General features: G+C 63.5%; 18 protein-coding genes. 13 read left to right on the top strand and 5 right to left on the bottom strand.

Annotation, left to right across the window (positions count from 1 at the left end):
• Positions 1-226: 226 nt before the first annotated feature.
• From C8K30_RS30205 to C8K30_RS04890, 5 genes are all read left to right on the top strand, one after another.
• On the top strand, positions 227-1,093 hold the full coding sequence (locus tag C8K30_RS30205) for a hypothetical protein (protein ID WP_146197332.1): 867 nt from the start codon (positions 227-229) through the stop codon (positions 1,091-1,093).
• Positions 1,094-1,438: 345 nt separating this feature from the next.
• Complete coding sequence (locus C8K30_RS04905; protein ID WP_108491695.1) at positions 1,439-1,981, top strand: type IV toxin-antitoxin system AbiEi family antitoxin domain-containing protein; 543 nt, start codon at positions 1,439-1,441, stop codon at positions 1,979-1,981.
• Complete coding sequence (locus C8K30_RS04900; protein ID WP_108491930.1) at positions 1,981-2,859, top strand: nucleotidyl transferase AbiEii/AbiGii toxin family protein; 879 nt, start codon at positions 1,981-1,983, stop codon at positions 2,857-2,859. Before C8K30_RS04905 ends, C8K30_RS04900 begins: the two co-directional genes overlap by 1 nt.
• Before the next feature lie 278 nt (positions 2,860-3,137).
• Complete coding sequence (gene xerC / locus C8K30_RS04895; RefSeq protein WP_108491694.1) at positions 3,138-4,415, top strand: tyrosine recombinase XerC; 1,278 nt, start codon at positions 3,138-3,140, stop codon at positions 4,413-4,415.
• An 89-nt stretch (positions 4,416-4,504) separates the two neighbouring features.
• Positions 4,505-4,756, top strand: coding sequence for a helix-turn-helix domain-containing protein (locus C8K30_RS04890; protein WP_108491929.1), 252 nt, complete (start codon positions 4,505-4,507; stop codon positions 4,754-4,756).
• Positions 4,757-6,465: 1,709 nt separating this feature from the next.
• Here C8K30_RS04890 and C8K30_RS04885 read toward each other — a convergent pair.
• Positions 6,466-6,849 carry a hypothetical protein gene (locus C8K30_RS04885; protein ID WP_146197331.1) on the bottom strand — a complete coding sequence of 128 codons (384 nt, stop codon included), beginning with the start codon at positions 6,847-6,849 and terminating at the stop codon, positions 6,466-6,468.
• Between the two features lie 111 nt (positions 6,850-6,960).
• Between C8K30_RS04885 and C8K30_RS30200 the strand changes: the two genes are divergently transcribed.
• Positions 6,961-7,353, top strand: coding sequence for a hypothetical protein (locus C8K30_RS30200; protein WP_146197330.1), 393 nt, complete (start codon positions 6,961-6,963; stop codon positions 7,351-7,353).
• Positions 7,354-7,873: 520 nt separating this feature from the next.
• Here C8K30_RS30200 and C8K30_RS04880 read toward each other — a convergent pair.
• The 3 genes from C8K30_RS04880 to C8K30_RS04870 form a co-directional block, all read right to left on the bottom strand.
• The gene (locus C8K30_RS04880; RefSeq protein ID WP_146197329.1) at positions 7,874-8,506 is read right to left on the bottom strand and encodes a hypothetical protein; all 633 of its coding nucleotides are present in this window, start codon (positions 8,504-8,506) and stop codon (positions 7,874-7,876) included.
• Between the two features lie 532 nt (positions 8,507-9,038).
• Positions 9,039-9,773, bottom strand: a complete 735-nt coding sequence (locus C8K30_RS04875) for a GntR family transcriptional regulator (protein ID WP_108491928.1) — start codon at positions 9,771-9,773, stop codon at positions 9,039-9,041.
• Between the two features lie 27 nt (positions 9,774-9,800).
• Positions 9,801-10,334 (bottom strand): GntR family transcriptional regulator, encoded by a 534-nt coding sequence (locus tag C8K30_RS04870; protein ID WP_108491691.1) that lies wholly within the window; start codon positions 10,332-10,334, stop codon positions 9,801-9,803.
• A gap of 237 nt (positions 10,335-10,571) precedes the next feature.
• Between C8K30_RS04870 and C8K30_RS04865 the strand changes: the two genes are divergently transcribed.
• From C8K30_RS04865 to C8K30_RS04835, 7 genes are all read left to right on the top strand, one after another.
• Positions 10,572-10,883: a hypothetical protein gene (locus C8K30_RS04865; protein ID WP_108491690.1), complete on the top strand. Its 312-nt coding sequence runs from the start codon at positions 10,572-10,574 to the stop codon at positions 10,881-10,883.
• Positions 10,880-12,001, top strand: a complete 1,122-nt coding sequence (locus tag C8K30_RS04860) for an HAD family hydrolase (protein WP_108491689.1) — start codon at positions 10,880-10,882, stop codon at positions 11,999-12,001. Before C8K30_RS04865 ends, C8K30_RS04860 begins: the two co-directional genes overlap by 4 nt.
• 1,276 nt (positions 12,002-13,277) lie before the next feature.
• On the top strand, positions 13,278-14,078 hold the full coding sequence (locus C8K30_RS04855; RefSeq protein WP_108491688.1) for a hypothetical protein: 801 nt from the start codon (positions 13,278-13,280) through the stop codon (positions 14,076-14,078).
• A gap of 5 nt (positions 14,079-14,083) precedes the next feature.
• Positions 14,084-15,316 carry an XRE family transcriptional regulator gene (locus C8K30_RS04850; protein WP_108491687.1) on the top strand — a complete coding sequence of 411 codons (1,233 nt, stop codon included), beginning with the start codon at positions 14,084-14,086 and terminating at the stop codon, positions 15,314-15,316.
• A complete protein-coding gene (locus C8K30_RS04845; RefSeq protein ID WP_108491686.1) occupies positions 15,313-15,552 on the top strand; it encodes a DUF2188 domain-containing protein in 240 nt (79 codons plus the stop codon). Before C8K30_RS04850 ends, C8K30_RS04845 begins: the two co-directional genes overlap by 4 nt.
• Before the next feature lie 277 nt (positions 15,553-15,829).
• On the top strand, positions 15,830-17,437 hold the full coding sequence (locus tag C8K30_RS04840) for an AAA family ATPase (protein WP_108491685.1): 1,608 nt from the start codon (positions 15,830-15,832) through the stop codon (positions 17,435-17,437).
• Positions 17,430-18,689 (top strand): hypothetical protein, encoded by a 1,260-nt coding sequence (locus C8K30_RS04835; protein ID WP_108491684.1) that lies wholly within the window; start codon positions 17,430-17,432, stop codon positions 18,687-18,689. The genes C8K30_RS04840 and C8K30_RS04835 overlap by 8 nt, the downstream gene beginning before the upstream one ends.
• A gap of 244 nt (positions 18,690-18,933) precedes the next feature.
• Here C8K30_RS04835 and C8K30_RS04830 read toward each other — a convergent pair whose 3' ends face one another.
• Entirely contained in the window at positions 18,934-19,494 is a 561-nt protein-coding gene (locus C8K30_RS04830) for a hypothetical protein (RefSeq protein WP_108491683.1), read from the bottom strand.
• Between the last annotated feature and the right edge of the window lie 127 nt (positions 19,495-19,621).

Here is a 19,621-nt window from a genome sequence, read left to right as displayed (position 1 = left end):
CACGGCCCTGGAGGGGCCCGGCTCTGCATGGTGAGGCTCCCGGGCCTCGGCTGGCTCGACCATCATTCGCAGCGAGTGCCTCACTCAGTGTGGCCGCGGCGTTATAGGTTTGTAACCGTCGAAACTCGGTGGAGTTCCGCTTCAACGTCTAGCCGTCTGGACACCGACTGAAACTAAGGATGCCTCCATCTGAAGCCTAGGAAGCGCCAAGTTCAGGGGGATGGGTATGGATTTGGATCTTAAGCGGCTGATATATCTAGGATACTGGAAGATATATCAGCTGTCGAACATTAGAGATTTCAAAAAGATCAGTTTCAAGGTTTCCGCGAACTTCGGTACCTCGATCCCAGGTTATTCTTCTGGTGTGGGGTTTGAGAAGGTCAAGGATCTCCCCTTGCAAGGTGGCGTCAACAAGCTTCAGCTACGGGATCTGGCGAAGAAAAAAATACGCGAGATCAGTAGCACTGCGCACGTATTCGATAGCTCGCTCGAATCATGCGAAGGGAATTGGTGTAGCTGGTCGGGTGTATCAGCGCACGCTATTCGAGGGCACGACGACTATCGGGTATCGACGCAAGTGGTCGCTCCAAAAATTGCACTGTGGGTCTCTCAGTCGCCTAATCAGGACGGGACTTTCACGCTCCTGGTTCTTCACGGGACCGCCGACGGAAATTTGCAAGGGCTGGACCTGGACGGGCTGCCTGAGGATCGATCCGGGTCTGGTACGGACATGATCTTTGAGTACCTTTGGTCGCAGAATAGAGGACTCGCGTTGGAAGATTTCCCGAGTCCTTCCTACAGTCCTGCGCGAGTCGCGGAAGTGTGTGTCTGGATGATCGGGTCAGAGCGGGAGTGGCGCAGAACAAATATCGAATCCCTGTTCCGAGTCCATTACGACGAGTTTGTACCACCTGAGGGCCGCCAGATCTCTCCTTTGGCGGAGTGGAGTGAGGGGCCTCCACCAGTGGTTTCTCGCATTGTCATCGGCAGTCCGATCGTTGTCCAGAGTCCTGAAGTCGATCCGCTGCGAACTTCAGGTCGTATGAAGAGGTTTTGGCTGCGGGTTACCCGCTCAGTGAACCCTTCCAAGTAGCGACCCTGCGGATCAGGCCGAGCTGCCGCGCTTGGCGTGCAGGGGAATCGGTGCCGCGGTGCTGGCGATGACCTTGGCCAGGATCATGTGATCCGCCGTTATCGCCGGGGGCGTGGAGATGCTCGGCAGCACGGACTCCTTCCTGCATGCCCACGTCTGGGCGCGGCAAATGGAGTCCGTTTCCAAGACGTTCCCCACCAGCGGGGAGCAGCACGCCGGCCCGATTCCCCCCAAGGCGCCCCGCCGAACGGAGAACCACCAGGTCAGGCCCACATGACACGCTTCAACGTCTAGCTGAGTTCGGATCGCCTGTCACAACACTACCGTATTCGGTATAGTTGTGACATGGCTGTCGAAGTCAAGTACCGCGACATCGTTCGCGAGATAGCGCTCGATCACTACGGGTATGTGTCCACGCGGGATGCGGTTGAGGCAGGCGTTCCTGCCGTTGAGCTCCCTAAGCTGGCTGCCCGAGGCGGATTAGAGAATGTCGCGTACGGGCTGTACCGCGTGCCCGACGTTCCTCCTACCCGGTATGACCAGTTCGCCGAGGCGCTCCTACGGGCTGGCGAGGGTGCGTACCTGCACGGCGAGTCGGTGCTGGCCTTGTTCGGGCTCGCCGACGTGAACCCTCGACAGATCAAGGTGGCCATTCGTCGGCGCGCGCGCCCGAAGCTGCCGGCATTCATCGAACTGACGCAGGTGAGAGGCGATGTGCGTACGACGTTCTACGAGGGTCTTGAGTCTCAATCCGTTGCGGATGCCCTCCTTGAGTGTCGTGGACGCATCGAAACCGAGCGTCTACTGGATGCCACCAGGCAGGCGCGAGCGGAAGGGCTACTTACGACCGCCGAGTGGCAGAGGCTGAGGAAAGGAATTCGGTCGTGATGTACACCGGCACGCCGTCGAGCGTGCGCTCCTTGGAGCAGCGCATCCGCAACCTCGAAGGTGACGACGGATTGGCTCAGCGTCGCAGGGTCAGCATGGCGCTAGTCGTCGTCGGCCAGATGCTCCCCGAGGGAGTGGTCGAGGGCGGCAGCGCAATGGCGCTGCGTTACGGGCGCGGGACGCGGTTCACCAAAGATCTTGATGCCGCACGAGTTCAGACGCTCGCCAGATTTCGCAGTGACTTCGAGAAGTCTCTGGCGGACGGCTGGGTCGGATTCACCGGCCGACTGGTCGAGAAAGCCGCACCCCGACCGCCGGCCGTACCGACTGCGTACGTCATGCAGCCCTTCGAGGTGAAGCTCGACTATCGAGGCAGGCCATGGTGCACCGTAAAGTTCGAACTTGGGCACAACGAGATCGGCGACGCGGACGAGCCCGAGTTCCAGCTCGCCGACGACTTGGCCAGGCTCTTTACTGAGGTCGGCCTCGAAGCGCCGAAGCCGGTGCCGGTGATGCGCGCAGACCACCAGGTCGCACAGAAGCTCCACGCCGTTTCCAGTGAGGGCAGCGAACGTGCTCGCGATCTCGCCGATCTCCAACTTCTCGACAAGGGTGAGGATCTCGACCTTGGACAGGTTGGCGCGACGTGCGTTCGGCTCTTTGACTACCGGCGGCAACAGGCGTGGCCGCCGCAAATCGTCGCGGGTAACCGTTGGGACACCCTCTACGTCGAAGCAGCAGAAGGCCTGGACGTCTTGCCTTCCGTCGAAGAGGCCGCCGCTTGGGCTAACGACTTCGTGCAACGCATCGCAGCAGCCAGCTGGGTGGTGGCCGAGGACAACGACCAACCGCCAGTCGGCGCTGAGGTCACTCCCTGACTGAATGTCGTGGAGTTCAGGTTCAACGTCTGAGCATCACCCCGGTTTCGGTCTGGTCCTCTGACCAGGCCGGATGCCGGTTGACCTGCGGTAACGCTTATGAGCCCTAGGGGCAGTGGTGGACAGGAATGGCCTCCAGGGGCCACCCATTCCCCCATGGTTCCCCCACGGGATCCGGGGTGTTTCCGCAGGTGAGTGCTCGCGTCTGAGGGTGTGCCAGGTGTGTCGTTCCCCCACAGGGAGCGGGTGGGACACCTGACGGGTGGAGAGGACCACCCATGGCAGCCACACCAGGCAAGCGAGTCTTTGGAGAGCTGGAGAAGCGCAGGAGCGCCACGACCGGCAAGGTGACCGGCTGGCGTGCGCGCTATACCGGCCCGGATCTGGAGCGGCACCCGAAGACGTTCGGCGACAAGATGGCCGCCGAGTCGTGGCTCAACGCCGAGCGCATCCTGATCGACCGAGGCGAGTGGAAGCCGCCGAAGGTGCGCGAGCTGGAGGCGCGCCTGGCTGAGCAGCGGTCCGTGACGCTCCGCGAGTGGGCGTACCGGTCGATCGAGGGCAAGACCCTGCGACCGGGCACCTTGTACCGCTACAAGACCGCGCTGGAGAAGCGGATCCTGCCCGTGCTGGGCGACATCCCCTTGAAGGACCTCACCCGCCTGGACGTAGCCACCTGGTACACGAAGCTGCGCGTCGTGCTGGCCGAGGAAGCACGCGGCAGGACGTGGCACGGCCAGGAGAAGCCCGACGGGCGCGGCGCCGCCTACTCTGCCTACCAGGTCCTCTCATCGATCCTGAACGACGCCGTGGACCACGAGCTGTTGAATGCCTCGCCGGCGAAGGTCAAGGGTGCGCTGCGGTACAAAGCCGTGCACGAACCGATCGTCGTCACGACCGACCAGATGTGGCGGATGACGGAACTGATGCCGGACTACCTCCAGGCCATCGTGCCGCTGGCCGTGACCACGGGTCTGCGCAACGGGGAGCTGCGTGCGCTCAAGCGCAGGCACCTGGACCTTGCCGATCCGTCACGTGCGACGGTCACCGTGCGTGGCACGGCGGCCGATCATCGGGAGCGCGGCAAGTTCACGGAGATCGGTGAGCCGAAGACGGATGCGTCCTACCGAGAGATCGCGATCCCGCCCTTCGTGGTCCCCATGCTCCGGGAGCACCTGAAGAAGTTCTCCGAACCTGGAGCGGACGGGATCGTCTTCCGGGCGGCGCGCGGGGGAGTGATGCACCGCCAGATCATCCAGCGCAAGTGGACTGTCGTCCGAAAGGCCGTCGGGCTAGACGAACTGCACTTCCACGATCTGCGGCACACCGCGCTGACGTGGGCTGCCCGCTCCGGCGCGACACTGGCAGAGCTGATGGCGATCGCCGGGCACAGCAACCCGACCGTCGTGCTGCACTACCAGCACCTCGGGGACGAGGAACGGCGGCACACGATCGCCGAGAAGCTCGGGGCCGCGTTCAAGGACGATCTGGCCGAACGCCGGGCACTGCGGACCCCGCAATCCGACACCAAGAACGGGACGCAGGCTTCGGGCTGACTGTGACGCACGGGGCCCAGGGCGGTTGCGCGCGGAGCATGGTGCACACCTGTGAGGCCAGAGGGTTCGCCGCACACCGGAGGTTCGACATGGCAACGCATCGTTCAGCGCGAGAAAGCAGCACGGTCCCGGCTCCACAGACGCCACGACAGGCTGGTCCGAGCGCAACACGGCTTGTCTCGCTCCGTGACGCCGCTGAAGTGTTCGGCGTTTCCGTCAAGACGATCCGTCGTCGGATTGCCGACGGAACAGTGACCGGCTACCGGATCGGCACGCTGATCCGTGTGGACCTGGACGAGCTCCGGGCGGCGCTGGTGGTGAAGATCCGCTCGGCACACTGATGCGTGCGCGATTGGCGCCGGAGCGTTTGCGCAGGTCGTACGGTCCCGCCAAATTGGCGGGACCGTACTTGTCCGGTTTGTTTCTCGGCAGTCGGTCGGGGGCGAAGGGGCCTAGGGCATCTGCCCAGGTCATATGGTTCTGCCAATTTGGCAGAACCATTGTTGTCCGGTTTGTTCTCCAGGCCCGGAACGGGCCAGTGGCACGTCGATGGTTCGGTAGAACCCCAGGCCACGCGGTGGTGCCAAATTGGCACCACCGCGGATGTCCGGATTAGCCCCCGAGGCCGGCGACCGCCCAGCTGTGACCGCGGCATGCGAGAGCGAACCCGCACGTGGCGCGGTGGTGGCAATTTGCCACCACCGCGCATGTCCGAGTTAGCCCGCACACGTCTGCACGTGCCTGCCCCATCCTTGCGAGTGTTCACGCCAGCTGTACCTCTCGAGGTACTCGTTGACGTCCCCCGTGCGGACATTTCGGGTGTGTTCCTGATGGGGGACATGGCGGCGAGCAGGGTGAACGCATGTCCCCCAACTCCCTGGGCATGACCCCGCAGCTTGGCCAGCGGACTCCAGCCGCCGGCCCCAGCGTGCTGTCTGCGCGCGGATAAACATCCATACGTCGAGGATGATGACGGAGCGCGCGCTCTGCGCACACCAAGTCGCCCGCACACCAAGGTGTGCGCACGTATCAGTGCAGGTCAGCTGCGCGCACCAACTCGCAGCGGCTACTGGTGCGGCACGGGTGCGTCGTGACCGCGTCCGTGGTGCGCTGCTGACGGGGGGCGGGCGGTGTCGGTGAGGTGGACCGGCACCCCGCGTCCCCACTAGCGCGAGACACGTCACGCAGCACGGTCAACACACACGAGCCACACACGGCTGACGGGCACGACGCACAGCAGCGCAGTTGACACGATGTTGCGACTGCGCAGCCGGAGCAGCCGAGTGGTTGACGGACAGCGGGTCCCGCGGACCGCCCAAGATCGGGTCACGCCTCTCGCAGATCGGGGGAGCAGGCTAGGCCGGAGTAGGCGTTGAGTCATCCCTCTCGGGGTGTCCGACTCTTCACGACCCGCAACAACTAGAGCAGGTACCTGGGGGTGGTTGGCTGTTGCCTGTGCAGCGGAGCCGCATTTCCCGAACGGAGTCACACCAGCCGAGCGACGTAGTCGGTCGCGGTCAAGGCGAGCGAGACGAAAGATAGCGTAGTAGCGGCAAAAGACCTATTAAGCCAGTTCGCCCTCCGGACCATCAGGGGCGCCATTATGGCCGCCTGGGTCAAGCGCGCCCTTATCTCCCACTCAGCGGTGGCTGTGCTTGCCCGACCGACAAATACATCTGCAGGCATGGCCGCGATGTGTCCGTAGTACCATAGTCGCTCCGATGGCCAGGGGCTAGCACTAGGCGCAACGCGGGGCCCCTTCCTATGCAACGACATCAGCGAGATAGTTGCGAAAATCAGAGACATGAGAATTGCGACGACGCTCGAAACCAGCAACAGCCAGGTGAGCGTTGAAAACACCTCCGCTACGCGCCTCAGATCGCCTGGTTCCGAGAGGACCCTGGATCCTACTACGCCGACTATGAGTCCATCCAAAGTAAGAACAACTTGAGCGCGCGTATAGAGATCCCGATTGGATTCGAGGATTTCGGCGTGGAGGTTCCGTGCATAATCGAGTGCCTCTAGACTGTTCGCCGTACTAACTGAAGGCCTAATCGAAGTACTTGACGGCGTTCTTAAAGATCCATTCATCAACCTGCGCATCCAGGACATTTAACCCAACACTCCCCTCGTCGATAACCTGCGTGGCGGCTCCGTATAGGAGCGCTCGCGTTCCTTGGACCATGTGCGCGGGCAGCGAACAACTCCGTCCATCGAAGTTGACGGGGAACCCTGCATTGACGAACTTAATCTCACGTGAAGCGCCGACGAGAAACCTTATACTCGCGTGAATGCCCTCCTGCATCGTGGCGTCGCGATCAATTATCTGCAAGTCTCCGGCTTCATAGTGATCGGCGAGTTCGACGAATCCCTCACGGTCCAACTCTAGAGCCGCCGAGGATCCGCTCGCTAAGATTGCGCCGTCCGCGAGCACGTGCCTATCCTCCACCCGCAGAGCAGTGCGCCCCGTGCACCCCATTACGAGATCGAATTCATGCCCCGAGCTCAAGCTGTCGAGAACCGTCCAGCTTCCCCGAGCGTCTGAATGAGCACGCTGGCGTGCCATATCCCACTTCTCAACGACGAAGATCTCGGCATTCGGAAGAGCATGTCGAAGGCTCTTGGCAGTTGCCTCCCCGATCACTCCATACCCAAGAACGGCCACGCGCTTCTTCGAAAGCGCGTACCGACTCACGGCAGCCGCAACTGCCACACCGATGCAGGGGCCTTCCACGTGCATCTTGGTACGTGTTCGGGCCACACTTACCGCCGGGATGCCGAGTCGAACCAGATCCGATTGTCGCGCGGCGAGATACCGGTGTCCTCGCGTGGTCTGTTCTACAAGGGCTATCCGTCGATTCCCCAGCGGTGGTATGGCTCCAATGCGCTCAAGCGCCAGAAGGCATCGAAAGAAGTATGCACCGTCATCGATCACTAGCAGTGGTCGTGTTCCCTGCTTTTGCCATATCCGCGACAACATGACGCTGACTCTGAGCAACTGTGCCTCAGAATAGTGCGCTAATGGGTCCGTAAACAACGGCAATAGATGGTCATCTGGCCATCGTTGGCGAAAATATTTCTGTGCCTCGCTGCTCGTGGAGTACGGAATGTCAATGTGCCATGACGTTTCGGCGCTCATCCCGTCGTGGCTCAGGGCATCGACCAAAGGAACAAAAGTCCCAAGGTGGTGCTGAATCAGCAGTACCTCCCAATCAGCGAAGTTGCCGCGACGCTTCGTGGCACGGAAATCGTCTAACAATGGGAGTCGCGCCGGACTTTCTATGGGGCGCTCCCAGTCCCAGGAGGTGGCACCGTTGACAACCTGTTCGTTTGCATAAACGGGTTTTCCCTCGCAGATGGGATTCTCGGACGACTCGGACGTTCCCAGTCAAACGAAAACTGCCGGTGTCGATCTTTTCAGTGCCGAAAGGCGACGTCCATTGGTCCGAATGGAGCACTTACACGCTGGGCTTTGTCGGACTCCCCGGCGGGTCGAGAAGGAATCTTTGCAAGCCCGCCCGTTGTTCGTTCGTCATCGCGATCGAGCCTGAGCGTGTTTGCCCCGCATCGATCCCCGTCTTCAGTACAAGAACTTCATCGCGCCAGGCCCCTCCAACTGCGCGAAACACCCAGCTTTCCAGCTCACGAAGCATGAGGAGGCGCTGTTGAGGATTCCTCTCACGGATGATGGCTTCGGACCGCTGCACTTGTAGAGGTTCTGAAACGGAAAGCTGCCGTAAGGCATCCCGAAGGCCGGACCAACGTTTCCCGACCACAGCAGTCCACGCGAACAAGATGGCCGAAATGGCCTGGCCCGTGATCAAATGAAGGCCAAGCGGCGAACTGGCGGACTCTACGTCGCCTATCGTTCTTGAGACCGAGTAGCGGAGGGCGTCGATCTCGGATGCCTCAGGCGAGCGTTCCCTCCGGTACGCGAGGGAGATTGCACCCACTATCTGATCCAGCTCAGCGGAGGTGGTGTCCAGCACCTGGATCTGCGCGAACATTCCGTCCCACGGCCGCTCCTCGTTCGCCAGAAGTCTTTGCAACACCGCCTCTAGTGCTGACAGTGGAAGGATATTGAGATCCACGCGTTCACTGTGGAATCGTCGTGGCGAGTAGAGGGTTCGCGTGACGACGACTAAGTCCCAATCTCCTGCGATCCTTTCGAGTGTGTCACTTGCGCGACCGCCGTACAATAACAGGCCAACATAGTCGGGAAATATGGCGGCAAGGTCTTGCCTCAGTTGGTCTACTTGCATGGAAGTGTCCCTTCGTACTGCTGGCGTTGCCGGTGTCAACGCGCAATCAGGGCCTGTCTAGCACCAGCGGGCCGCTAAGCCCATCAAAGTCCGCAAACGTCACCCCCGGGCGGCTCTTGACGGGACCGCTGCGCGGATAGTCGACAGGTCGCGGCATGGCCGAATGGACGACGGTCCACTCTGCCGTAGCGCCGTCTGCGCCGAGTAACCGCATCCCTACTGGTGTGCGCGGTATATCAGCAGGTCAGAGTGCGCACACCAATTAGCGCGATCTGGTGCCCTGGCGCTACGAGCGCAACTTGAGCTCTGGCCTGGTAGATCGGCCATGGCCTAGAGGCCCGACGCACGGGGACGGCTTGGGTCAGGGCTGGGCTTGGTCCGGTTCGGGCACCAGGCGCCGGAACTGGAGCTCGTACAGGTGCGCTCCCTTGATCAGTACCGATGCTTCGACCGGCCGGTCGTCGTCGGAGAGCACGACTCGCAGCTGGCGGATCACCGGCGCACGCACGGGCAGGTCGAGCATCTCGACCTCTTCTCGTGTCGGAGGCCTTGCTGAGACGCGATCGACGAAGGCCCGGGGAGGTAGACCAAGGTTCGCGAAGACCTTGGGCGCACCGCCGGCGATCTTGCCCGGTCCGGATAGCGGTGTGCCCTCGGCGATGCTTGCCGGGTAGTACGAGGCCGACAGCTCAAGGGGCTGCCCGTCGTGGAGCAGGATCCTGCGGCGCCGCACCGTCTGTTCTCCATCGGCAAGTCCCAGCGCGCTGGCGACGTCGGCGGGCGGGCTGACGGTCTCGACGTCGAGCAGCTCGTAGGAGAACGAGCCGTCCGGTGGGAGGTAGGCGCCGGTGTCGATGACCAGTGGCGGCTGGTTGCGGACGTAGACGCCCTTGCCGACACGGCTGTTGAGGAACCCTTCGTCCTTCAGGGACCTCAGTGCGCGCTGGATGGTCGCGTTCGCCGCGTCGAACCGCGCCATGAGCTGGGCGGTCGACGGTAGCTGCGCCCCGGGCGCCAGATCACCGCTGAGGATCTGCTCGCGCAGCTCAGCGGCGACCTGCTCGTGGCGAGGCCGCTGATCAGTTCCGCGGGGCATGGCCTGCTCCCGCACATGTCCGACGGGTCACGGGGTGATCTCGTAGCGCAGTCTGCGGGCATCGGCCGGCGAGAGCATCACGCTGGCCTCAACCGGTCGGTCGTCGTCGGAGAAGATCACTCGGGAAAGCTCGACCACGGCTGCCGGGAGCTCCAGGCCGAACTCCTCGGCCTCCACCGGGGTCGCGAGCCGCGCAGTGACGTCCTCGACGACGCGTCGAGGCGGGTAGCCCAGAGACGCCAGGTGCGCGACGGCACCGCCGGGAATCTTGCTCATCTCCGCAAGGCGAGTGTCGCGGGCGATCATGGCCGGGTAGTACGAGTCGACCAGCTCGACCGGTCGATCGTCCAGAAGCATCACGCGGGAGCGGAGCACTACCTGCTCGCCGGGCTGAAGCCGCATGGCGCTGGCGACCGCCTCGGGGGCGGGCCGCGTGTCCACAGTTACGAGCCGCTGAGTGCCCTTGCCGCCATGAGCCTCGGCCTCTGCAGCCCAGGCATCGCCTGGCTCGCCGGTTACGTACGGCAGAGACACGCTCGTCCACTGCCCGTCGCTGCTCATCCTCGATCGCTCCTCTGCTCCATTTCACACCTGCTCCAGCCTGCGCAAAGAGCCGACGCGCGCACTCACTCTACGTCGCAGGACCACCGTTCCCCTGCCTCCCGTCCTAACTGATTCCTTGGCACCGTACTGAAAAGGCAGTAAGGTGCGAGAAGTTGCTCGGACCCGACAGTCGGCTCCCGAGCCATGAGCCGAGGGCGCAGCCTGCCGCCCCTGTATCGGACAGAGGAGAACGCGATGAGAGTTCGGTCGAGCCTCGATGACGGGGCACTCACTGCCATGGATCAGCTGATGTTCGCGATGGCTGTCGCTACCGATGCTGTGCGGGCGGTGGGCTCGGACCGGATCGAGATCGTCACGCTGACTCGCGGTCGGATCTGTTTCCAGCCCGTGGACATCAGTCGAGGAGAGCAGATCGCGCGCACCCTGGGATGCAACTCCCCGTTGGACCACCGCATGTTCGTTCCCGGGCACACTCTGTGGACCGGTGAGCGCGACGGTCTCGAGGTCCAGGTCCGGTCGGCCCTCCGCCAGATGGTGGTCCGATGAACACGGCGGCGACGACCTGCATGCGCATGCTCGTTGCCCTCGATATCGACGGCACCCTGATCGACAGTGACCGACGCATTCCGTCCGGCACGGTCGAAGCACTGGACCTGGTCCGCGCCGCTGGGCATGAAGTCATCCTGGCCACCGGCCGATCGCTGGCCGGGCTGCTGCCGATCGCGACCCGGCTGGGACTGACGACCGGATGGGCGGTGTGCTCCAACGGCGCCCTGACCATTCACCTGGACCGGACCGCGCCGTCGGGCTACGACGTGGTCGAGGCCCGCTCGTTCGATCCCGGACCCGTGATCCGCCGCGCCCTGGACGTCGCCCCCAGCGTCCGAGTGGCGATCGAGGAGATCGGGTGGGGCTGGCGCACCAGCAGCCCGTTCGAACCTGGTGAACTCAACGGGCAGCAGAAGACTGTCCTGCTGGCCGACCTGATGGCAGAGCCCGCGACCCGAATCGCGCTCACCGCCCCGGGCATCCGCCGATACGCCGACACCTTGCGCGCAACTGGAGTCACTGCGACACCGCAGGGCGCGGACTGGCTCGACGTCACCGCGCAGGGCGTGAACAAAGCAGTCGCTCTCGATGTCGTCCGCACCCACCTCGGCATCCCCACCGGTCGCACCGTGGCGGTCGGGGATGGCGTCAACGACCTGGACATGCTCGCCTGGGCGACACGCTCAGTCGCCATGGGCCAGGCACCTGCGATCGTGCGCAGCGCCGCGGACCAGACCACCGACACCATCGACCAGGCAGGAGCCCTGCCCGTGCTGCGCTCCCTCCTCCCGGGCGTAGACAGCGCTCATTCGCCGTTGGCCGCGCAACTCGCTACCGCCGAACGGACCGCACCTGGTCCGGTGGTCCTGAGGGTGTGGCACGGCATCGGACCAGACCTGGCGCGGTGCGAGGCCTGGACCCTCCAGAACGGCCGTTGGGTCAGGCACGCACCAATTCCGTCCGGCGTCGGCACCACGATGCGCGCGATCGAGTCGGCGGCCCTGGAGGCCGGACTGCCCTACCCGCGCGGGGACGAAGGCCGCCGTCGCGCGCAGTGGCGCAGCGTCACCGGGGACGGCCCGGCAGGGTTCGAACTATCCCTGAGTGACCTGTAGGCGCTTCCCCCAGATCTCGCGGCCGGGCGCACCCCTGTCCTGACGTTACGAGGCCGCTTTCCCCGCCCGGGGGAGGCGGCCTCTTCGCATGCCTTGGGGATGTTGCGCGCCAACCCGGAGGGATCCCCCTGCCTCGCCCCGGTACCCGGCAGCACGGGCACACGGCCGACGAACACGCGACGACGCACACGCGCGCGACGACACAGGCGCGCGACGGACACAGCGACGCGACGGACGCGGCTGCGTGGCAAGGGCGGGCGAGCAGAGGTCAGCGGGTCCCGCGGACCGCCCGACGAAGGCCACACACCTAATGCACAAGCTGTGAGCGGTTCCGTCCGTACGAAACTTGGGAGTGGGCGTATGAGCGTCGACAACAGTTCTGCCGGGCTGGGGAACAACAGGTCTCCTATGCCCACCGAGCGCGAGCCGGCTGGGCGTGCGGGTGTCTCCGGTGTGTGTCCTCGGTGTGGGAGACCAATCTCGGCCAGGGCGACGGGAAGGCCAGCGAGGTGGTGCTCGCAGCGGTGCCGACGCGCCGCATATGAAGAACGCCGGGCGGCGACGGCAGGGGCCGTTGCTGTCGAGGTCGTGGAGACCGTCACGACGACTGAACACGGCCTCGACGAGTGCGTTAGGCGGGTGCAGGTTTCTCCCGTCGCGGTACGCAGGGTACTGACTCACCTCACCAAACTGCTGGCGGAGGATGGCCTGCGTGATCCGAAGTGGGCATCGACAGTGGACTTCGCGGTTGTCCTGGCGCGTGCAGTCGGGGCCGGCTGTCGAACCTCCGCTCGCTTTCCTCCACGGGAAAACGCAAGGCCAGGTTGGTAGAGAGCCTTAGCGCGATCTGGCGCCTCAGCACGGTGCGCAACACCCGAGTGACCCGCCGCATGGCACCGATCCGTGCAACTGTCCCGACGCCGCGTCCTCCGAGCAAGGTCTCCGCCTATGAGGTGCGGCAGGTCGGCAACTGTCAGTGGCTCATGGCAGCATCCGCTTTGTAGGGAACTCGGACCCCCGACCGTCGATCAACGCCCTGCTAAAGCACGGGACCGCGGGACCGTGCGGGTGGCCGTCCGACGCGCATTGCGGTGGTGCCGGAGGCGGCTGTCTGCCCAGACAATCTCGCAGGGGGATCTCTTTGGCGCGAGTCATGTCGTGTTCGACCTCAGGGCTATCGGCGATGCCCGCCGTCGTGGTTCTGTCACTATGCGGATGTACGACACGCGGTTTTGTTCGCCTACGCACTTACTGACTACGGGGGTATCATGGCGCCATGAGCGAACGCGACGATGTCATCGAGGCACTGGGTGGAGCTGGGATCCTTGATGCGATCCGCTGGGCATACGACTCCGCGACGTTGCGGGTGCTCGATGACTATTCAGAGGACGCCGGCCATGACGCGGTCTGGCTCGGCGTGACGCGGTTCACGCTCTTCCGGGATCGCCTCGATCGTGTGTTCTCGTGCGGCAGGTACGCCGTCCGTGCAGGCGTTGATGCGACGGCTAGCCTCGATGTCGTTCGAACAGCGCTGTCGGCGCGTGAGGTCGCGACCATGCCGTCGATCCCGCCGCATGCGGTCGTGCGAAACGATCTCACCGGCAGCCCGGGGTGGGCGACTGCGGATCTGCGGTGGCTCGTCGCGTCGGTTCCCCCTGGCAAGGGCGTCAACAACTTCTCGTGGACGCAGGCGAGCCCGACCAAGCAGCGGGTCGCCCAGCAGCCGTCCACTGACCCGGATCTGCAGACGCTGTTCGACCACCTCGCTCCCGAGGAGCAGGCCGGTATCGAGGCTCTGACGGACGCGCACTTGCTGGATTTGCCCACGCTGGTGGTCGCGCACTCACTCAACGCGTTGACGGGTGTGCGAGAGCTTGTGCTCGGTCACCCCCGCCTGAATCCTCGTGGTGGTGAAGCTTGGCAGTGGTCGCACGACTTGCTCCAGTCTCCGCCGCCCGATGGTGGCCGTATCCGCCCGTCGACCCCGATGCCGTCGGCACCTGACGGTGTACCAGACGCGCCCGTGAAGCTGCGGCGGCCGGCCGCGGCTGCCGGTGAGACCGGAGCAGGACAGTGAGCGATATGCGCCGTGTCGTCGAGGCCTCAACATTTTTCGACGGTTCACGGTTGAAGATCGCTCGGCAACTGGCAGGTCTCCGCAAGAGCCAGCTCGCCGAACTCATCGAGAAGAGCCCAACCGCGGTTGCAGCCTGGGAGTCTGGTGCCAAGCGGCCCACCCCGACAAACGTTGCACAGTTGGCGCTGGGACTGTCAGTGGACCCGGGTTTCTTCTCTGCCCGTCCCGTCGACCTGTCCTCATCGACGTCACTGCCGCACTTCAGATCCCTGCGCTCCACGAGTCAGCTGGCTCGAGACCAGGCATCTGCCTACGGTCTGCTGGCGGTCGACATCGCGGCAGCGTTCGAACGGCACGTCGAGTTTCCCGATGCCAACATTCCTGCATTCCCCGTGGACCTGGCGGCCAACGGCGACGGCGCACCCGAAGCAGCAGCGCGTGCTCTCCGCGACTCGTGGGCACTCGAATCCGGCCCTCTCGGCCACCTGGTGCGCTTGCTCGAAAACCACGGCGTGCTCGTCGTGTTCAGCGCGCCACAGACATCCGCAGTCGATGCCTACTCTTTCGACTGCCCTCTGCGACCTGTTGTCGTTCTCAACCCGGTCAAGCGCGACTACTACCGGCAACGATTCGACGTCGCGCACGAACTTGGACATCTAGTAATGCACGCTGACGCGGAGCCCGGCGGGCGTACGGTCGAGGAGCAAGCGAACCGCTTCGCGGCCGAGCTGCTCATGCCCGCCGACGAGATCTCCGAACTACTGCCGACCAGCATGGGGCGTCACGCATGGACGACATTCGGCCAGCTCAAAGAGCAGTGGGGAGTGAGCATCCAGGCGCTCCTGTATCGGGCGCGCCACCTCGGGCGGCTTGGTGACGTCTCGTACAGGAACGCCATGATCAGCCTGTCAGGTAAGGGGTGGCGGAGAGATGAGCCCGGCCTCGTCACCGTGATCGAGCAACCCTCGCTCCTCCCGCACGCTCTCGATGTTCTTCAAGGGGCGGGGATCTCGGCCGACGAACTCATCGATCAGAGCCGAGTTCCCGCGGAGTTATTCGAGATCGTGACCGCTAGGACGCCGAGCGAAGTCGCAGTTCCCAACACCACATTTGACGATCATGGACCGGCCCCGCGCAATGTGGTCTCGCTACTTCCCCGTGTCTCTGCCCGGAAGGTTTCCGAGCAGCAGAAACACCACCCAGAGTTAGAACCGCACTCCAAAGGAGCAGAACGATGAACCAGCCGAATAAGCGTGTCGTGCAGCGTCGCGACGACGGGGACTGGGAAGTTCGACGTCCTGGCGCCGCGAGGGCCAGCGCGATCGCACCGACGCAGGCCGAGGGTGTCAAGCGTGCGCGTGAAATCCTCGGCAACGACGGAGGTGGGGAACTTCAGACTCGCGGCCGTGACGGCGCGATCCGCAATCAAGACACCATCCCCAAGGGCAACGATCCTCGACGGTCGAAGGGCTGAGTCGTCGTGGCGAGCGAAGAGCTGCCCCTGCTGTGATTCGGGCCGACTCACAACGCCTTTATTGCGCCCGAGCGCTCGCAATTAACCGATCGCTTCAACGAACTCGTTGACGAGCCGTTGCCTGACTGACGATCTCGACGCGACGGGGCTAAACCGACATGCCGCTGGTAGTCATGGCCTGAGGTGCGCTGTAAGACTTGACTTGGGTATTAGTGGAGCGCCCGAGAATGCAAAAAACCAGCCATTCCGGATTCACCCAAGGATTTGAGGCGATCTCGTGTCGAATGAAGTCCGCTACGGCAGGGGCGATTCCACGCCGCACACGGTTCGGCAACACGACTTGGAGGAGTTCAAGGCCAGATTCCGCGATAGGACCAACTCCGGAGAAGACCTGCTCAGGTATCTTGAGCGCTCGGAATGCGGGGTATGGCGCTGCGAACAGGATGAGGTAGACCTAAGGAGATGGTGGCTCAACGTCACTCTCCCGACGAACGTCGCCGAGATGTTCGATGCCCACCTAGAGATCCAGTTGGTTTACGCGGAGTACCAGCAGGTGGAGCCCCGGTTGCTTGAACTGATTCAGCGTCGGATCGGCAGTGCCGCCCGAGTCGACCACGGCCTATTTATGATCGCCAGTCTCGATAAGAAGGTTGACCGTCTGCTTCGCCGCCGACGTGGCGAGTTCGCGGGCATTGACCTTCACCTTGGTGACCTGGGAACTGGAGCCCCGGACATCCGGCACCGGATGACTGACGTGCTCACTTCCGTCGATCACTACGACATGACCAGGCCGGTTCACGATCCTGCTGGCTTCTTCGGTCGCACCCAAGAGTTCCAACAGATCATCTCAGCTATCGAACGTGGCCAGTCGGTCGGTGTTTTCGGACTGCGCAAGACTGGCAAGACGTCTCTGCTCAACTACGTGGCTGGACGGCGCCGGGCCGCCCAGCGGCCTGTAGTTTGGGTGGACATCAGTGGGCTCGCCAGCGCCGATGATTTCCGCGTGCGGCTCCTCGAAGGAGCTTGGCAGTCCGTCGCCAGCCTCAATCCTCCTGATGGCATGCCCCGACTGCGATCACTGAATCGCGTCGGCGAGCTCAAAGTCGACATCGACGCCTTACGCCTCCACTGGCTGCGCGATCTTGAAGTGCTCTCTCGACACGCCGACGGTCGATTCGAGGTCTTCATCGACGAGATTGACCAGATCCACCCGGATCGCTCGCACCTTGGTGCCGTGGAAGCGAACAAAATGCTCGTCGCTGTTACCCAACTGAGAGGCATGGTCCAGAGCGTTGAATCGGTTTCCGGGATGGTGTTGATCTGCGCCGGTGTTGACCCCGCACTTTTCGAACGTCCGCTTCTCGGATCGGGATCTGACAACCTGCTATACAAGCTCGTACGCCTCATGTATCTCGCCCCACTCACGCGCGACGAGATGCAAGAAATGGTTCGCGACCTGGGCCGAAGGATGGGTGTTCGTGTGCGTGACCACAAGGTCATCGACTTCCTGTTCGACGAGTATGGCGGGCATGCCCTGCTGACCCGCAAGGCATGTTCCCTGGCCGCTCAGCGCCGGAGCAAGGACGAAATCCCGTGGCATATGACATTGGAAGCTGTGGAAGCGGCCGCGCAAGAGCGCGGTGACGGCACCCCCTTCCAACAGGCAGGCGAAATCCTTACTTCGTTCAGCGAGTGGTTCCCCGATGAGGCTGGCCTGTTGCGCGAGTTGTGGTCGCCAGATCCCGAGGAGCGCGAGTTCGGCAGTCTGCTCTACGATGAAGACAACAGCCGCCTAGCGCACGCCGCTCCGTACGGCATCGTTGTCGATCGCACCACGACTCCGCGCATCCGAGCGGTCGAGCGGTCTGTGCGCACCGGTGTCTGACTGGCTTCCGAGCGAGCGCGCCTGGCTCGACGGACTAATCGAGCGGGTGCTCACAGGCGACATCGTCCTCATACGCGCCATCCCGCGCTGGGGCCTCACCACAGCAGCCGAAACCCTGGCCGCCGAACTCGGCGAGTCGGCCGTGTTCGTCGAGGGGCGCTCGATCACCGAGGCCAGCCAGAAGGCCATTCGAGAGAAGCTCGATACCGACGTCGCGTCTGCCATCGAGACGAACGGCTATGCCCAGCTCATTTTCGACGACTACGGTCGTGCTATACGACGGTCGCAGAGTGGCACCCTGCACTCGATGCTTTACCGGCTCCTAGTCGACAGCGCGACGGCGCGAGATACAGGAGCCCTGCTTATCGCAAGGCCGAGCGACATGTTGGATCTCAATTTCGCAGGAAGTCCTCTCATTAGCCGCGCGCAGACCGTCGTGCTCCCTGCGCTCGCCGAGGCAGACGCAAGCGAACTCGGCTTCCAACTCGCCGAACTCCAAGACCTTGCGGGCGAATCCACATGGCTGGCAAGACGCCTCATGAGCGCCGGACCGCGGCAGGGCCGCGTCGGCGTGGTGGAACACCTCAACTTTGATCGCCGTCGAATCGTTGAGTCACTGCCGCCTGGCGCCGTAGAAGTGCTCGCCGGTGCCGGCACTGGCCTGCCGGTCGACTCGATCAGCAGAGAAGCTCTCATGTGCCTCGGCGCCTTCGACGCAGATGATGCCTTCGAACCCGCCACGCTCGTCAGCGAGTCGAAGTTTCTGGACGAGGTTCGACTTCAGAATCCCGGATGGCCCGGCTCGCTCGCCGAATCCGTCCATCGGTTCGCCGATCTCCTGGTAGGAGCCGAGAACGCTTTCTGGGTTGATCGATATCTTCTCGCCGAGCCGTCACGGGTTCGCGAGTTCCTTGATCTCCTCCAGCCGTCGACGACTGCCCGACTTAGGCTCCTCGTGAGCGACGACCGTGAACGCGCCAACTTTCCGGGCAGCATCTCGTCAGTTCTCGATGGCGTGCAAAACGTTGAAGTGCGGTTCATGCATCGTCTCGACCGCAAGCCTCTCCACGACCGACATCTCGTTCTTCCGGCGCTGCGCTCCGGCTACGTCCTGCCGACAGCTCGAGTCATTCTCGGGATCGACGATCCAGGAACAGCTCTGGCCGTTCCCATGCCGGCTGTCGACTACACCGCCTATTGGAGGCGCGCTACACCTGTCTTTCCGGCCGCAAACTACCAGGGGGCTGTGTAGCTGCTGGCATAACTCGCGTCGCGGCGCGAGAGCGGGGTATCACGATCGTCGGTGGATCAGCGGCGACCACGTCCTCATTGAGACTCGCGTCGACGTGTCGCAGCGTGTGTGCGAGCACACGGTGCGCGTATCCAAGTTGCGCGTGCCGTGGCGGCAACCGAACGTCGAAGTTCTAGGCATGACGTGCTCGTAGATCAACGCCGTCGTTCTGGACCTCGCAACGTGGATTCTGAGCCGCTCGATATCACGAATCGGCGGACCCCGTAGGGGTTGCTTCCACCTCGTCAGCGTCCTCTTCTGGTCTGCCCGCGAGCTCTCGCAAGAGGCCATCTGTGGTGCGGCGCCACCATATTCCCGCCGCGTCCCGGAACGTTATTTCGACCGGGGCGTCACTTGAGAATTCCACTGGTTCTGCTTCGAACCCCAAGTCACGCGGCCTTTCGGTCGGCACCAGCATGATTGGGCTCGTGTGGTAAGGCTTCATGCCCGCGAAGCCCGCCGGAAGGATGGCGCGGAACTCGTAGATGGGGGCTGTCGATCCGTTGTGAACCACGTAGGACCCCATCATGTCGTCCCGAGGGTCGCCGGTTCGAAGGAACGTACCAATCCACGCGTTGACCAGGGAGGCTTGCGCCTGCCGATTCTCCCTGCGTCTCTCCTCGCGGTCCTCCCGGCCGTGCTTCTGCTCTCGCCACGCAACCCATACGGCGACTCCGACGGCGGCGAGCGTGCCGATGGCGGTCACCCAGTCGACGACGCTTGGCGGGGAGACGACGTCCACAGGGATCGACCAGTCGCGCACCATGGCCGTAAGCGTAGCGACGGAAGGGTGGCGGGGTGGCGACGATTCCGAGGGACGGCTCGGGAGGTCGCCTCGGGGTGCATGCGAGTGAGCCCTCCTCGCGGTTGTGTGAGGATGCAGAGCCCGGTCT

The organism is Promicromonospora sp. AC04, from assembly GCF_003058225.1.
Lineage (GTDB): Bacteria > Actinomycetota > Actinomycetes > Actinomycetales > Cellulomonadaceae > Promicromonospora.
Note: the sequence above shows the minus strand (reverse complement) of the source record. Positions and strands in the feature narration are given on the sequence as shown.